Source organism: Bacillus sp. 22-7, assembly GCF_010628845.1.
Taxonomy (GTDB): Bacteria; Bacillota; Bacilli; order Bacillales; family Cytobacillaceae; genus Cytobacillus; species Cytobacillus firmus_B.
Genome location: NZ_NJQY01000034.1, coordinates 16,653 through 32,403, shown reverse-complemented (window position 1 = coordinate 32,403; position 15,751 = coordinate 16,653). Strand labels below are relative to the sequence as shown.

The window sequence follows — 15,751 nt, the reverse complement described above, 5'->3', positions numbered from 1 at the left end:
CTGTTTTGTAAGGAGCATGATATAGATGAAAACACCCAAAATCACATTAGGATTATTATTGACGAATTTATTCATTGCCTTTTTGGGAATCGGCCTGGTCATTCCTGTCCTGCCTACGCTGATGAATGAATTAGGCATAACGGGCACAACGGTCGGCTATTTGACAGCCGCATTTGCCTTAGCCCAGCTGATTGTTTCCCCGTTTGCAGGGAGAGCAGCCGATAAATGGGGCAGGAAAATCATGATTGTCACCGGCCTATTTATTTTCGGCCTATCAGAATTCTTATTCGGGTTCGGCAAAGAAATCGAAGTTCTGTTCGTTTCGCGGATTTTAGGCGGGATTAGTGCGGCCTTTATTATGCCGGCCGTTACAGCCTTTATTGCGGACATTACCACGACTGAAACCCGCCCGAAGGCACTCGGGTATATGTCAGCGGCCATCAGCACCGGTTTTATCATCGGTCCAGGCATTGGCGGATTTTTAGCAGAGTTCGGAACGCGGGTGCCATTTTTCTTTGCGGGAGGACTTGGTGCGCTTGCAGCTGTGCTTTCCCTGATTTTATTAACAGAGCCTGAGCGCAATGAGGAAAATAATGAAGGAGCCGAAGCAGGAAAGAGCGGCTTAAGACGGGTGATGGAGCCAAAGTACCTCCTTGCCTTTATTCTGATTTTTATTGCCTCATTCGGGCTTGCTGCTTTTGAATCCTTCTTTAGCTTATTTGTCGATCACAAGTTTGCCTTTAAACCAGCGGATATTGCTATTGTCATAACGGGCGGAGCCATTTTTGGCGCAGTATCGCAAATTCTGCTATTTGACCGCCTCACCCGCATCTGGGGCGAAATCAAACTGATCCGCTACAGCTTACTATTATCCGGCCTGCTTGTGTTTTTAATGACCGTTGTTCATTCCTATTTTGCGATACTGCTTGTAACCTTCATTGTATTTGTAGGATTTGATTTATTCCGTCCGGCTATCACTTCTTATCTTTCCAAGATCGCCGGCAATGAACAGGGCTTTGTGGGCGGAATGAATTCGATGTTTACAAGCCTCGCGAATATCAGCGGACCTATTATAGGGGGAATGCTGTTTGATATCAATATTAACTACCCTTACTATTTCGCAGCTCTCATCACTGCAGTGGGGATTGGTTTAACCCTGCTGTGGAAAAAGCCTGCAGAGAAGGCATCCAAAGTGGTGAAGGCAATCTAAAAAGAGTGAATTAATGTTTAATTCACTCTTATCCATCATTACTGTTTAGCTCCATTTTCCGGGTAGGGCTGACCGTACCCTTCCACATTCCCGGCACGTTCTTTTTCATATTCTGATCCTGAACCCTGACGTTTTACTGCTGCGGAATTTGTTTTCTGTTTCTCTGATTTATTGTTCTGACGCGTCAAATCCTTCACCTCCCATACACAATTAGAGTGCTTAAAATTGGGAAAAGTATTCAGAGCGGGTCCGGTCTCCTTGTTCGGACAGTACAAGGGGAAATCGGTGCGGGTGATCCGAAGCCGGGCTAACTTTGGACAGGAAAAGAGGGAAAGCGGCGGGAAGAGTCTGAACAACATGGATCAACTTCGGACACAAGAAGCGGGAATACAAGAGAAATCAGTCCAAATCTAACGCTCCTAGAAAAACAGGAGCGTTTTTTCTTGCAGAGATGAGCAGATAGTCTGAATTTAAAAGGAAAAATAATACAAAAAGGAGAAGTAATAAGATGGCTAAGGAAATAGGTAAATATCATTCAAATTTAAAAGGAGAGATTCTAATGAGCAAGCCGCTGCTGAAAGGCGTGGAAGGAATCTTTATACCGGTCAAGAACCCGGAGCTATCAGCAAGATGGTACGAAGAAATACTGGGATTTCAGCTGATTTACATGGAAAGGGAGGCAGCTGTCATGCGAATTGGGGAACAGGCGCAAACTGTCGTCTGCCTTGTCAGAACCAGTCCTCATCAGCCGATGAAGTTTCCGGAAAACCATTTTGGAGTGGGGAAATATTATAATTTCATTCCGGAAGATATTGAAGAAACTCATAAGCTTTTAATTGAAAAGGGTGTAAACGTAAATCCAATTGGCGGGGAAGGAACTGCGAGATTTTTTACATTCTTTGATCCTGATGGGAATCCGCTCGGAGTTTGCCAATGATCACATAAGTTAGCTGGCTTTTCAGGTATCTATATGCTATGTTGTAAATATATAGTAGACCTTTCTTTTGTAAATAGGAAAGGTCTGCTTTTTATATATTCAAAAAAGGATGGTGCATGGAAAATGACAGTAGAATTGAAGTTTTGCAAAGTGTTTAATCCGAGCAGGGGGGTTATCTATTATGAACCATAGTCTTGAGGCTCTCACTGAAAAAGACTTCTTTATTAAACAGCTGACGTATATTGATGAAAATCATCAGGATTTGAATGGCCTTTACCTTTCTTCGACTCCGCTAAAAGAGCGGAGAAAGGATTTTCTCAGTATTTATGTAAGGGAAGTAGAGCAATACCTTGCTCTTTGTAATCAGGCGCCGGCGGAACAGCCTTTGCGGAAAGTATTAATTGGAACAAAGGTAACTGTATTATTTGACGGGGAGGATGATCGGGAAGTTTATCATATTTGCCTCCCGGAAGAGTCAGACCCTGATAATGGCTGTATCTCGTTCCTGTCTCCGGTTGGCAGGCAGCTTCTGTTAAAAAATCTGGGAGAAAAGACGTCACTCATGATCCCAAGCGGCCAGCTGGATGTGGTCATAGAAAATATATCATGGGACCAGGGGGCTGGCTGAACGCGGGAAAAGAAGCAGAGGGACAAGTGACTTGTCCCTCTGTTCCTTTGGGAACGCTGAGATTCAAATAATTGACTTCCTAAACTGTAACATATAACATTACAGTATTGTTTCGCTGTCAGTTTATTTTGCGTAAAAGTTAAACAAACTAGGACTGAACGAAAAAGAGGAGTGATTTACTTGAATCAAAGCTATAAACCGCTGTTAGAATCTCTTAAGTTAAAAAATAATGTCGAGTTAAAAAACAGAGTGGTCCTGGCTCCGATGACCAATTTCTCATCACATCCCGATGGAACTGTGTCAGATGCCGAGATCGATTATTATGTACGCCGCTCCAAAGGGGCCGGAATGGTGATTACGGCCTGTACAAATGTGACGGCCAACGGAAAGGGATTCCATGGTGAATTCGGCGGCGATCATGACGGGATGATTCCAAGTCTTTCAAGGCTGGCATCAAGCATTAAAGAGCAGGGTGCCAAAGCCATTCTGCAGATCTTTCATGGCGGGAGGGAATGCCCTCCAGAGCTCGTTCCAAATGGCGAAACGGTCAGTGCCAGTGCGGTTGCGTCTGAAGGAAGCAGCAATACGCCAAGAGCACTGACGGAAAAAGAAGTGGAGGATATCATTGCTGCTTTCGGCGAAACTACCCGCCGGGCCATCGAGGCAGGCTATGATGGCGTTGAAATTCACGGCGCCAATGGCTACTTAATTCAGCAGTTCTTTTCTCCCCATTCAAATCGCCGTGAGGACCGATTCGGAGGCAGCCTTGAGAAGCGCATGACGTTCCCTCTTGCTGTGGTAGATGCAGTCCAAAAAGCGGTGCAAGAGCATGCGAAGGAGCCGTTCATTGTCGGATACCGTTTTTCTCCTGAAGAACCGACCGATCCAGGAATCAGCATGGACGATACTCTTCAACTGGTTGATGTCCTGTCAGATAAAGGACTGGACTACCTTCATGTCTCTCTGATGGACTTCTGGTCCAAACCGAGACGCGGGGCTGATGAAGCTAAGCCAAGAATTCAGCATCTGTTAGAAAAAATGAATAATCGCCTTCCGCTTATCGGAGTAGGGTCGATCCATACTCCTGATGAAGCTGTGAAAGCATTGGAAACAGGAGTGGCCATGGTCGCCCTTGGCCGCGAGATGATTATGGAGCCTGATTGGGTGCAGAAGGTGCAGGGAGGAAAAGAATCTGAAATTGCCGTCACATTATCTAAAAAGGATCAGGAAAAGCTGGTTATTCCGGATCCGCTCTGGCAGGCAATTGTGAACACTCCGGGGTGGTTTCCGGTTGTGGATTAAATGATTGGATGACCGTACATTTATAATTATATTAAAGGGCAGAAGTGACAGCTTTCATTGTCATTTCTGCCCTTTTGTTTTTTCTCCATCTTGCTTCCTCCATCCCACGCTGAACAGTTCCATCCATAAAATCAGCCATTTTTTTTCAAAAAAAATTTCTTTGACATTTTCCTGACACATTGGGCCTTTAAAGTATGACTTGTAAGGCAAACGAAAACTAATTCCAATTCAAAATAGATAAGAAGGAAGTGTTCAATCATGACAGAGTTTAACGAAGAAAGCAGGACGGAGAACCGAGCAGCGAAAAAGCCGGTATGGAAAGGATTCCTGTCAACCGTGGCAGCAGGTGTGCTGGGTTCGGCGCTTACGCTGACAGCCGTTCCGTATTTCCAGGAAGACACACCGCAGGCAACGGTTCCGGAAGAAGCTGGACAAGCTGAAAGCTCATCCAATCTTGATGTGACGCCAGTATCTTCTTCATCCAATTCCCTGGCGGATACAATTGAACAGGCTTCGAAGGCGATTGTCGGCGTTGTGAATATGCAGCAGCAAAACAATAATCCGTTCAGCCAGTCAAGTGAAGCATTAGAAAGCGGAACGGGTTCGGGGGTTATTTTTAAAAAGACAGATGATGCGGCCTACATTGTGACCAACAACCATGTGATTGAAAATGCAAGCGAAATTCAGGTGACACTGCATGATGGTGAGAAGGCAACAGCAGAATTAATTGGAACCGATGCTCTGACAGACATTGCGGTGCTGAAAATCAAAGGGGATGTAGACGCTGCAGCCATGACGTTTGGCGATTCTTCCAAGCTGAGAGCCGGCGATCAGGTGCTGGCGATCGGCAATCCGCTTGGCCTGGATTTATCGAGAACGGTGACACAGGGCATCGTGAGTGCGGTCGACCGCTCGATTGAAGTCAGCACTTCTGCAGGGGAATGGAACTTAAATGTCATTCAGACGGATGCAGCAATCAACCCTGGCAACAGCGGCGGCGCATTGATGAATACAGCCGGGCAGCTGGTCGGGATCAACAGCCTGAAAATCGCGGATAGCGGTGTGGAAGGCCTTGGGTTTGCAATTCCAAGCAATGAAGTGAAAACACTGATTGATCAGCTGATTGAAAATGGTCAAGTGATCCGCCCGTATCTTGGCGTTGGATTGGCAAGCTTTGACGAAGTGCCGCCTCAATATTTGCGCAATCTTCCTGATGGCGTGACAAACGGGGCAATTGTGGCGAATGTTGACCCGGATTCGGCAGCTGCCAAAGCCGGTCTTCAGGTGGAAGACATTCTCGTCAGTATTGGCGGAAAGCAAATTACGAATTCAGGAGATTTGCGCAAGCATTTATACAGCGGTTTTTCGATTGGCGATAAGGTGAAAATTAAATTTTACCGCGGGGGAGAAATGAAAATAGCTGAAGTCACGCTGACAAGCAATCAGAAAGTGAATTAGGAGAGGGGAACAGGATGAAGAATAAGAAAGTTTTCTATTGGATTTTAGGCAGTGCAGTAACAATCGGGGCAGCGGCAGCCATCATTTTTACAATAAAAGAGGATGATGCTGCTGCGACCGTAAACGGGGAAGAAATCAGCAGGGATGAGCTGCATGAGCGTCTCGTTGACCAGTACGGGCAGGAGCTTCTGGATTCGCTGATCACCGAGAAAGTGATTGATCAGGAAGCGAAGAAAGAAAATGTGAAAGTGACACAGAAAGAAATTGATGAGGAAAAGGCAGTATATGCGGAGTCCTATGGCGGGGAGGATGCTTTAAAGCAGACGCTCGAATCAAGCGGCCTGACGATGGCCGATTTTGAAGAGGATATCGAATCCTACCTGGCAACGAAGAAGCTGCTGGAACCAAGGATTGAGATTTCGGAAGAAGATATGAAAGCCTATTTTGATGAAAACAAAGACAGCTTTGCCCAGGAGGAACAGGTGTCGGCTAGCCATATTTTAGTAGAAGATGAGAAAACGGCAAATGAAGTCATTGAGAAGCTGAAAGATGGCGGCGATTTTGCAGAGCTGGCAGCTGAATACTCAACGGATGAAAGCAATAAAGGTGCGGGCGGTGACCTCGGCTTTTTCGGAAAGGGAGACATGGTCGAGGAATTTGAGAAAGCTGCATTCGCACTCGAGCCTGGCAAAATCAGCGAGCCAGTTAAAACGGAATATGGCTATCATGTCATCAGGGTAGCAGAAAAGCAGGAAGCAAAAGAAGCAGTTTATGAAGATGTGAAAGAAGAGGTTAAAAATACATTATTTGAAACAGAGATGCAGACTGAATACACTGCATGGCTGGAAGAAAAATTTGAAGAATATGAGATTAAGAATTATTTAGAGGGCTGAGGGGAATTTTGAGATGAATTTTTTAAAACGAGCGTTTTTAAGCGTGAAGGCCCGAAAAGGGAAAAGCATTCTGCAGATCTTCGTATTTACCGTGATTTGTGTATTAGTGCTGGCTGGACTATCGATCCAGACAGCTGCCGAAAAGTCGGGAGATCTCGCCCGGCAGAAGCTTGGGGCAGATGTCACCCTGCAGGCTGATATGGAAAAATTGAGAGAGCAGGCGGTGTCCGAGCAGCAGAGCGGAGGGGAGCGGGTACGTTTCCAGTCAGTGTCTGTCCCGCTTGAAGCCGCCGATGAGCTGGCTTCTTATGATCAGATTAAAGGCTATAATTTTTACTCATCCACTACGGGGATAGCCTCCGATTTTGAGCCGATTGAAAGCGAGTCGGCTGCCTCTGACACATCTGAAGAAAGCAGTGAAGGGCAGGAGCCTGGGAGAGGCATGCCGGGCGGAATGATGCAGGGGGATGTGAGCCTGCAGGGGGTTGCCTTTACAGACTCGGTTGCGGAGTTTATGGATGGAACCTCCTCGATTGTTGAAGGAACCGGGATCACAGAAGACCATATCGGAAAAAACGTCACGATGATTGAACAGACATTGGCAGAAGAAAATGAGCTGAGAGTCGGTGACAAGATTACCGTCTCGGACCCGCGTGATGAAACGGCTGTAATGGAGCTTGAAGTGATCGGAATCTATCAAACAGCTTCTGCCGGATCTGATCAGGCAATGGATTTTACAGCACTGAATCCTTATAACAAGCTGTATGTTCCATACACTGCTGCTGCAGCACTAAAGGGATCTGACTATGAAAATACAATCGATAGCGCCATCTACTACATAGATGATCCTGCGTATATGCAGAGCTTTATCGATCAGGCAAAAGCAGAGAGCAGTATCGATTTCGAAACGTTCAAGCTTGATGCCGATGACCAGCTTTATCAGCAGATGGTCGGACCGATTGAAAATGTAGCTGGATTTTCGAAAAATATTGTGTACTTGGTATCCATTGCCGGAGCGATCATATTGGGTCTGATCGTCATGATGTCGATCCGTGAGCGGAAGTATGAAATGGGCGTCCTGCTGGCGATCGGGGAAAAAAGATGGAAGCTTGCAGGCCAGTTTATGGCGGAAATTTTAGTCGTGGCTGTATTATCGCTCGGCATTGCCACAGCGAGCGGCAATGTGGTGGCGAGCCAGCTTGGCGACCAGCTCCTGAATCAGGAATTGGCATCAGCAGAACAGACGAATACACCGGAATCCTTCAGAGGAAGGGGCTTGGGCGGCTTCGGTCCGGGAATGATGCAGACTCAGGAAACAGTGGAAACGGTAGATGAAATGAATGTCCAGGTGACAGGGGAGGATCTTGGCTTCCTTGCGCTAATTGGCCTCGTGATTGCAGCATTGTCGGCATTATTGCCTTCGTTATCCGTATTGCGCCTTCAGCCAAAAGCCATTCTAAGCAAGCAGGATTAAAAGGAGATGGAAAAATGAGTTCATTGCTGGAATTTAAAGATATCAGCTACTGGTATAAACATGAAAATAAAAAACACGATATCTTGAAAAATATTAATGTGAGTTTTGAAAAAGGGAATTTTTACAGCATAATTGGGCCGTCCGGATCCGGGAAAACGACATTCCTTGCTCTGGCCAGTGCCCTGGATGTTCCGAAAGAAGGAGAAGTCCTTTACGAAGGAAAGGATATCCGAAAAATCGGGCTGACTCGGTTCCGGAACAAATTTGTCTCGATTGTCTTTCAATCTTATAATCAGCTTCCCTATATGACGGCTCTGCAGAATGTATTGACGGCGATGGAAATTACCGGTTCCTCTGTGAAAAATAAAAAGGCGATTGCTGTGGAGATGCTGAAGCGGGTCGGGATTTCTGAAATCCAGGCCCGGCAAAAAGTGCTTACACTAAGCGGCGGTCAGCAGCAGCGTGTGTCCATTGCACGGGCCTTGTGCTGTGACGCCGAGCTGATTGTGGCGGATGAGCCGACCGGCAATCTGGATGAAGATACCGCCAGGGAGATTGTTGGACTTTTACGGGCGCTGGCCCATGAAGAAGGGAAATGCGTGATCGTCGTTACGCATGACCCCGACATTGCGAGAGATTCGGATGTGGTTGTGAAGCTTTCGAAAGGGGGTATTACGGTTACATCGAATGAATCCGAGCTGGTTTCGAAGTGAAAAAGGTGCCTTTTCCCAATGGGGAGGAGGCACCTTTTTGGTGTGCGTTGTATCGAACGGTTTTTTGGTTCTTTTAACAGATGGCAGAGTGGGAAGCAGCACATAAATGAACTAATTTGGACCGTAAATGTAAAAAGCTGTACGCTAATGGATAAAAGATTCATAAAGTCGAGCCTATTGCCTCAATGAAATTTCAATTCAGAATATTGCCTTTGTTATGATAAAATTATAAATATTTGGGGGTGATTGGCTATGCTGGAGGAATTATTGACAGAAATGAAGTCGGGTGCCGCAAAATTTTTTCAATCGTATCCTGTTAAAGCAGATGTATTGCTGACAGGAATGGAATGGAAGAATTTTCATCAAAATTGTCAGATTGCCTCTAAGATCAGGAAGACCGGAATCAATGCGCTTGTAAAGCAGAAATCTGATCATAGTACATGTATGTCTTGTTCTGCAAAAGTTCATTGTGCAATTGAAACTGCTGCATTTTCTCCTATTTTCATTAAAAAAAGAGTGGCAGGGATTATATTAATTACTCCCATAAAAGAACAGAGGGAGTGGCTGCAAAATAATTTGGACATTCTAGAGCTTCAGCTTGATTTATGCAGTGAATGGGCAGGTACGAAACTAGAAAATCATGAAATGAAAAAGGAGAATAATCAGTTTTTAGGAGAGATAAATGGAATATTTCATTTTATCCATGAGCCTATATTGATAGCTGGCAGGGACGGAACCATTCATAACATCAGCAATAGGCTGTGCAGCATGCTGAATAAAACTCAAGCAGAATTAATAGGTGAACATGTTACAGAAGTCATTTTGGTTCCGGACTGGCTGAAGGTGGCCAAAATAGCCAATCAGCAGGAAATGAATGTCTCTCTCCATACAAGTAAAACCGTACGAAAGTCAGAACCCTATCTGGCCCGATTAAAGCCTATTTTCTCAGCTGGACAAATCGAATCATTTCTTATCCAGTTGAATCCCATTTTAAAAACAATGAAAAAAGAGGATAAAAAATTTCTGTACTCCTTTCATGATGTTAAAGGGACAAGCGAGGCCATTCAAGGTGTGGTTGAAATAGCAAAAAGAGTAGCTCCAAGCGATTCTTCCGTTTTACTTAGAGGTGAGAGCGGTACCGGGAAGGAAGTATTCGCCCAGTCCATACATCAGGCGAGCAATCGAAAAGACGGCCCATTCATCGCCATTAATTGTGCAGCCATACCTGAATCGCTGTTGGAAAGTGAGCTTTTCGGACATGTAAAAGGGGCTTTTACAGGTTCAAACGCAGATAAACCTGGAAGATTTGAGATGGCCAATGGCGGAACGATATTTCTGGATGAGATAGGTGACTTATCTCTTCATCTCCAGGCTAAATTGTTAAGAGTGGTTCAGGAAAGAAAAATTGAACGGGTTGGGGATACGAAAACCACTCAAATAAATGTACGCATCATAACAGCTACTCACCGCAATCTGGAAGAATTAGTTTCCGAAGGGCAATTCAGGGAGGATTTATATTACAGGCTAAATGTAATTCCGATTACCATTCCTCCCCTAAGAGAAAGAAAAGAAGATATTCCTATTCTCGTCGAATACTTCTTAAAATCGTTTTCTCAAAAGCTCTTCCGATCACCAAAGAGATTATCTAAAGATGTCAATGAAATTCTGCTGCATTATCATTGGGCAGGTAATATACGGGAACTCCAAAATGTTGTCCATCACTTTATGCAGCTGGAGATCGGTGATTTGGTCACGATTAAAAGCTTGCCTGTCTATCTAAGTGACCTATATAAAAGCCAGGTAAACAAGAATGCTCTTCAGCAAATACCGGCTGTAACATCCGGCAGAAGAAAGAAACATTCAGATGAAAAGGAGCAAATTCTAAAGCTATTGGATCAATTTGGAAGAGATACGACAGGGAAAAAGAAAGTAGCTGAACAGTTGAACATAAGCCTTCCTACATTGTATAGAAGGATTAGCAAGATGAAAATTAAATGATTCTTCAGTTGAAATAAAAAGGTTAAAAATATGATAAAAAGTCAAAAAAATGAGAAAAAACGAGAAAACTTGAGAAAATCGTTTAAATAATTATGATTTTTATTTTTAAATTCTTTCTCATTATCAACAGTTTTGCATTTGAAAAAATCTTAAAGGCAATCAACCCCATACTCCTCAAGCCTGAGGGGTTTTCTCTTTTCTGGCACAGTTCTTGCATTTATAAAATTTGAAAGGGGCAGCACATCATATGTCTTGGCAGATTAGAAAGAATGACATTCCCATTTTAGCATTGGGAGCAAAGCTATTATCCTGCGGCGGGGGCGGTGATACGAAAACAGCGGAAAATCTGTTGATGTCCATTATGAGAGAAGATGATGTCATTGCGGTCAAATCCATCTCAGATCTTGGGGATGAATGGGTGGCTGCGGCAGGAATTATGGGTTCCATTGTTTTATTTAATGAGGATATTCCAAGCGGCCGTGAAGGAGTCCAGGCTTTAAAGCTTTATGAATCCGTCATAAGCAAGAATGTAGGAGCCCTTATTTCAATCGAAATAGGCGGTGTTAATTCCTTAATACCCTTAGTAATAGCAATCCAAGCGAATTTGCCCGTCATAGACGGGGATGGAATGGGAAGAGCCTTTCCGGAGTTATTTATGACTGCCTTTCATTTATCGGAAATTCCGTTATCACCGATGGTTTTACAGACACATGACACGAACAGGGTTATTTATGACGCAGAAAATGCTCATTACACAGCAGAAATGGCAAAGGTTTTTACCGTAAAAAATGGAGGCCATGCCCATTTAGTTGGATATGGAGCCAAAGGACGGAAAATGAAGACGTCTATGATTCCCGGAACATTAAATTTAATTTTCAGGCTGGGCAATGTCCTTAAAAGTGAAACATCAGCAGGCGTTAAAATGGATAATATGAAACACGTGTTTGAAAACTCCATTTATGGGAAGCCTCAGCAAATCATTAGCGGAGTGGTAACAGAGGTCCGCCGCTGGTTTGAAAAAGGCTCACTTGTAGGAAAGTTCATTGTTGAAGGGCGATCTGCATTTTCAGATCAACGGATTGAAATAGAATTCAAGAATGAATTTATATCCATAAAAAATGGCCAATACATCTGTACAGCACCTGATCTCATCCTGGTATTAAATGAGGAGAATTTAATTCCTTACAATGTTTCTGAAGTTCAATCAGGTCTTTCCATCACCATAGTCGCTGTCCCTGCGCCTAATATTCTTCGTACAAAAGACATGCTGGAGCTAGTCGGTCCGAATAGCTATGGTTTAGCCTGTTCCTATAAACCATTTCAGGGGGATTCAGGCTATGAAACTTGGAATTGATGTAGGCGGTACAAACACAGATGCAGTAGTCATAACGAACGACGGCAAGCTTCTTTCCTGGTCGAAACACTTAACAACAAAGGATATCATTACCGGCATTAAATTAGCAGCAAACGAAGCTTTACAGGAAGCGAATATTCCGCCAGAAAAAATTGAGGGTGTATTCCTGGGGACGACTCATGTGCTCAATGCCTTATACTACCCTAACAATCTGGCAAAAACCGCGCTGATCCGCATGACCAAGATACCTTCTTTAATTGGACCTGCCATACAATGGCCATCGAATCTTAAGAAGTATATTGGAAAAGTGTATGATTTTAAGAGTTTGTGTGATTACAAGGGGAATAAGGATAATTCTTTAAATCCGAATTCTGGCCAAATAAACAAGCTGCTCAGCGATATTGAAAAATACAGCATTGAATCCATTTGTATTGTAGGAGCTTATTCCCCTTTATATGAAACGGAAGAACGAGAAATCCAGAAAATCATAAAGGAAGATTATCCTGAAATACCGGTTACGATGTCACATGAAATTGGAAGCACCGGTTTTATAGAAAGGGAAAATGCCGCCTTATTAAATGCCATTTTATCAAAAGTTATAAGGCAGGCTATGACTGACTTATCAAAAATATTTAAGAATCTATCGTTAAATTGCCCATATTGGCTGACACAAAATGACGGATCACTTATGGAAATTCATGAGGCTTCGGAATATCCCATCCTGACAATTGGTTCTGGTGTGAGCAATAGTATTAGAGGCGCCAGTATCTTAAGCGGTTTAAAGAGCTGCATTGTTGTGGATGCTGGCGGAAGCACAATCGATATTGGAAAAATCATAAATGGACAGCCAGAAGTTTCTGTAGGTTCTTCTTCTATTTTTGATATTCAAGTTAATGTCCGTGTTCCGCAAATTCATTCTTTGCCATATGGAGGCGGGAGTCTTATCACGATCGAAAACGAATTAGCGGAAATCAAGGAAACGATTGCTAATGATATCGAACAGCAGGGGATGGCATGGGGAGGCCATACATGGACGTTAACCGACTCCTTTCTTAAACTATTTCCCGATTCTTTTCAAGATGAAACTTTACAGCTGAAAGGATTGGACCTTTTATCAAAAGAAGACTGCAGAAAAGTTATTCAAATGGTAACAAAAGATATTAAGGAGTCAATCTCACGACTCCAGCCAAGTGTCGAGGATCTGCCTGTCATTCTTGTTGGAGGCGGAAGTCCGCTTCTTGCTAATCGGTTATTTGGCAAATATAAGAAGGTATTGCATCCGGCTGGCTACCATATTTGCAATGCTGTCGGAGCATGCTTTGCTCCTCTATCTGCAGAAATAGATAAAGTTTTTTGGTTAAATGGCATTACTAAACAGGAAGTCATTGACCGGGCAAAAGAACAGCTTTTTCAGCAGCTTCTGCAAAAAGGAGCAAAAAAAGAAAGCATAGAGCTTGTTTCATTGGAAGAATTCCCATTTGATTATCTGGAAGGCGAAGTATTAAGAGTTCGGTTAAAGGCTTTAGGAGAGTTGGCCTGATAGAATGTGGCCTCTCCATTTTAAATATAGACAATGTCAAATTTAATAAAGGAAGTGTATATGAATGAAAATCAAAGTGATCATGCCTATTACATCGGATATTTTTAATGAGGAAATTAAAGAGGAAGTTAAATACTATGCAAGCGATACAACTGAAGTGGAAGTTACAAGTCTGGATTATGGTCCTGCCTCTGTTGAAAGCGAATATGATGAGGCCTTATGTGTACCTAATTTCTTAGAAAAAGCAAAAGAGGCAGAAGAAGAAGGGTTTCAAGGCGTTATTAGCGACTGCTTCGGAGACCCGGGTGTAAAGCCTGCCAGAGAGATTTTGGATATTCCGGTTGTGGGTGCATGTGAAGCCTCTATGCTGTTCGCAAGCTCTCTTGCAAAATCTTTTTCAGTGGTAACTGTGCTTCCGAATGTTGTCCCAATGATTGAGAATATCAGCAAGACTTTAGGGGTAAACGGAAATTTGGCTTCAGTACGCTATGTGAATATTCCCGTTTTGGAAGTTCACGATAAAGATAGGCTAAAAAGAGAATTATACGATGAAATGATTAAAGCAATCGAGCAAGATCATGCACACGCACTTGTATTAGGCTGTACAGGCTTTATGGGGGTGGCAGCGGAACTGCAGGAACGCTTAAAGCAGAAAGGGTACGATGTTCCGGTCATCGATCCGGTGTTTGCCGCTACGAAACTACTTGAAAGCCTGATTTCGATGGGAGTAAAACAAAGCCGCCTGACTTACATGACACCTCCATCTAAAAAGCGAGTAAAAAGTTCATAAGGAAAATGAGCTTAGTTATATCACATTTTACTTTGCCTCAAAATAAGGGGAAGCTTCTTAAAATCGGACTAAAAATACAAGGCAGAAGAGTAAAAAATGTAACAGGAGGTTGAAATTCATGGAAGATCATTCAAAGTTAGGAGACGATTACTCTCTGTCCAGAGTTCCGAAGTCAGCACGTTTGCCAATGTGGGATATCATGCTTGTCCGTGTTGGTGCTCTGGCGACACTCTCTCAATTTATGCTTGGGGCTGCTTTGGGGTACGGAATGACTTTTTGGCAGGCGTTTTGGGCCATGATGCTCGGAAGTGTAATATTGCAGGTCGTAAGCTTTCTAATCGGTTATGCGGGGGCGCGTGAAGGGCTTTCTACGAGTCTATTGTCTCGCTGGACAGGATTCGGCAGATACGGTTCGACCATTATCGGAGCCGTCATCGCCATTTGTACAATTGGCTGGTTTGGTGTGCAGAACTCCGTTTTTGCCAATGGACTGGTTCAGGCGACAGATGGAAAATTGAGTCTGCCAGTCGCAGCTGCTATCACGGGATTAGGTGTGACGGTATTGGTTATATTTGGATTTAAGCTTTTGAGCATGACGGCGAAAATTGCCGTACCAGCTTTCTTATTGGTAGTAGGAGTGGGAATCTACCAAGTATTAAGCGACCACTCCATATTTAACCTTATGAGTACTCCTCCTCCCGGAGAAGGACTTTCCATCGGGGTAGGTGCAACAATGGTTGCGGGAGGCTTCATGATTGGTGCAGTCATCACACCTGACTTCAGCCGCTTTGCCCGAAACGGCAAGGATGTGTTCTGGATGACCACCATCGGAACCCTTGTTGGCGAGCTTGGTGTCGGAATGATCGCGGTTCTTATGGCCCATGCAGCCAAAACAAGTGATGTTGTCAGCATTATGCTTCAAACATCGGGCTGGCTTGGAGCTGCAGTTGTTGTTTTTTCAACCGTGAAAATTAATAACTTAAATCTATATTCTTCTTCACTGGGATTTACAAATATCATTGATTCCGTATTCAAGGTGAAAGTAAATCGCGGGCTCATTACCCTTATCATTGGTGCGGTCGGAACACTGTTATCCATTCTCGGCATCCTGGACAGATTTGTGGATTTCCTCGTTCTGCTTGGAATCATGATTCCTCCTATTGCCGGTATTATGGTGGTGGATTACTTCGTGTTAAAAACATATCGTAAAGCACTTGATGAAAGCAGGGAAAAAGGCATCTTGCCATCAGAGCCGGAGAAATTAAATCCAGTGACTTTATTCGCCTGGGCTGCAGGATTTGCAGGCGGGTATTATATAACGCTAGGAATACCATCCATTAATTCGCTGTTAATAAGCGCTATCATCTATTACCTCGGTGTAATAGCTATGAAAACCATATCCGGCAATAAAGAGGTTAAAGAACATATTGCATCATAATTTTTTGGAAAATTGG

At 43.7% G+C, this 15,751-nt stretch carries 14 protein-coding genes; 13 read left to right on the top strand and 1 reads right to left on the bottom strand.

What is annotated here, in order from left to right:
* Positions 1–25: 25 nt before the first annotated feature.
* Positions 26–1,210, top strand: a complete 1,185-nt coding sequence (gene norA, locus CE058_RS20985; RefSeq protein ID WP_163144948.1) for a multidrug efflux MFS transporter NorA — start codon at positions 26–28, stop codon at positions 1,208–1,210.
* A gap of 38 nt (positions 1,211–1,248) precedes the next feature.
* On the opposite strand, the gene CE058_RS20980 is transcribed toward norA, so the two are convergent.
* Positions 1,249–1,398, bottom strand: coding sequence for a hypothetical protein (locus CE058_RS20980; RefSeq protein ID WP_163144947.1), 150 nt, complete (start codon positions 1,396–1,398; stop codon positions 1,249–1,251).
* A gap of 371 nt (positions 1,399–1,769) precedes the next feature.
* Between CE058_RS20980 and CE058_RS20975 the strand changes: the two genes are divergently transcribed.
* The 12 genes from CE058_RS20975 to CE058_RS20920 all read left to right on the top strand — a co-directional run bounded on the left by CE058_RS20975 (position 1,770) and on the right by CE058_RS20920 (position 15,735).
* Positions 1,770–2,147 (top strand): VOC family protein, encoded by a 378-nt coding sequence (locus tag CE058_RS20975; protein WP_163145006.1) that lies wholly within the window; start codon positions 1,770–1,772, stop codon positions 2,145–2,147.
* A 181-nt stretch (positions 2,148–2,328) separates the two neighbouring features.
* Positions 2,329–2,775, top strand: a complete 447-nt coding sequence (locus CE058_RS20970) for a GreA/GreB family elongation factor (RefSeq protein ID WP_163144946.1) — start codon at positions 2,329–2,331, stop codon at positions 2,773–2,775.
* Between the two features lie 180 nt (positions 2,776–2,955).
* The gene (locus CE058_RS20965) at positions 2,956–4,077 is read left to right on the top strand and encodes an NADH-dependent flavin oxidoreductase (protein ID WP_163144945.1); all 1,122 of its coding nucleotides are present in this window, start codon (positions 2,956–2,958) and stop codon (positions 4,075–4,077) included.
* Positions 4,078–4,335: 258 nt separating this feature from the next.
* On the top strand, positions 4,336–5,535 hold the full coding sequence (locus tag CE058_RS20960; RefSeq protein ID WP_163144944.1) for a S1C family serine protease: 1,200 nt from the start codon (positions 4,336–4,338) through the stop codon (positions 5,533–5,535).
* Between the two features lie 14 nt (positions 5,536–5,549).
* Entirely contained in the window at positions 5,550–6,428 is an 879-nt protein-coding gene (locus CE058_RS20955) for a peptidylprolyl isomerase (RefSeq protein ID WP_163144943.1), read from the top strand.
* A 13-nt stretch (positions 6,429–6,441) separates the two neighbouring features.
* Entirely contained in the window at positions 6,442–7,902 is a 1,461-nt protein-coding gene (locus CE058_RS20950) for an ABC transporter permease (protein ID WP_163144942.1), read from the top strand.
* A 14-nt stretch (positions 7,903–7,916) separates the two neighbouring features.
* Positions 7,917–8,615 carry an ABC transporter ATP-binding protein gene (locus CE058_RS20945; protein ID WP_163144941.1) on the top strand — a complete coding sequence of 233 codons (699 nt, stop codon included), beginning with the start codon at positions 7,917–7,919 and terminating at the stop codon, positions 8,613–8,615.
* A 252-nt stretch (positions 8,616–8,867) separates the two neighbouring features.
* Positions 8,868–10,613 (top strand): sigma-54 interaction domain-containing protein, encoded by a 1,746-nt coding sequence (locus CE058_RS20940; protein ID WP_163144940.1) that lies wholly within the window; start codon positions 8,868–8,870, stop codon positions 10,611–10,613.
* A gap of 247 nt (positions 10,614–10,860) precedes the next feature.
* Positions 10,861–11,967, top strand: a complete 1,107-nt coding sequence (locus tag CE058_RS20935; RefSeq protein ID WP_163144939.1) for a DUF917 domain-containing protein — start codon at positions 10,861–10,863, stop codon at positions 11,965–11,967.
* Positions 11,951–13,507 (top strand): hydantoinase/oxoprolinase family protein, encoded by a 1,557-nt coding sequence (locus CE058_RS20930; protein ID WP_163144938.1) that lies wholly within the window; start codon positions 11,951–11,953, stop codon positions 13,505–13,507. Before CE058_RS20935 ends, CE058_RS20930 begins: the two co-directional genes overlap by 17 nt.
* 64 nt (positions 13,508–13,571) lie before the next feature.
* Positions 13,572–14,297, top strand: a complete 726-nt coding sequence (locus CE058_RS20925; protein WP_163144937.1) for an aspartate/glutamate racemase family protein — start codon at positions 13,572–13,574, stop codon at positions 14,295–14,297.
* A gap of 118 nt (positions 14,298–14,415) precedes the next feature.
* Complete coding sequence (locus tag CE058_RS20920) at positions 14,416–15,735, top strand: purine-cytosine permease family protein (protein WP_163144936.1); 1,320 nt, start codon at positions 14,416–14,418, stop codon at positions 15,733–15,735.
* Positions 15,736–15,751 lie beyond the last annotated feature (16 nt).

Coding starts and splice junctions, on each gene's coding strand:
- norA (WP_163144948.1), top strand. CDS start 26: ATGAAAACACCCAAAATCACATTAGGATTATTATTGACGAATTTATTC.
- CE058_RS20975 (WP_163145006.1), top strand. CDS start 1,770: ATGAGCAAGCCGCTGCTGAAAGGCGTGGAAGGAATCTTTATACCGGTC.
- CE058_RS20970 (WP_163144946.1), top strand. CDS start 2,329: ATGAACCATAGTCTTGAGGCTCTCACTGAAAAAGACTTCTTTATTAAA.
- CE058_RS20960 (WP_163144944.1), top strand. CDS start 4,336: ATGACAGAGTTTAACGAAGAAAGCAGGACGGAGAACCGAGCAGCGAAA.
- CE058_RS20955 (WP_163144943.1), top strand. CDS start 5,550: ATGAAGAATAAGAAAGTTTTCTATTGGATTTTAGGCAGTGCAGTAACA.
- CE058_RS20950 (WP_163144942.1), top strand. CDS start 6,442: ATGAATTTTTTAAAACGAGCGTTTTTAAGCGTGAAGGCCCGAAAAGGG.
- CE058_RS20945 (WP_163144941.1), top strand. CDS start 7,917: ATGAGTTCATTGCTGGAATTTAAAGATATCAGCTACTGGTATAAACAT.
- CE058_RS20940 (WP_163144940.1), top strand. CDS start 8,868: ATGCTGGAGGAATTATTGACAGAAATGAAGTCGGGTGCCGCAAAATTT.
- CE058_RS20935 (WP_163144939.1), top strand. CDS start 10,861: ATGTCTTGGCAGATTAGAAAGAATGACATTCCCATTTTAGCATTGGGA.
- CE058_RS20930 (WP_163144938.1), top strand. CDS start 11,951: ATGAAACTTGGAATTGATGTAGGCGGTACAAACACAGATGCAGTAGTC.
- CE058_RS20925 (WP_163144937.1), top strand. CDS start 13,572: ATGAAAATCAAAGTGATCATGCCTATTACATCGGATATTTTTAATGAG.
- CE058_RS20920 (WP_163144936.1), top strand. CDS start 14,416: ATGGAAGATCATTCAAAGTTAGGAGACGATTACTCTCTGTCCAGAGTT.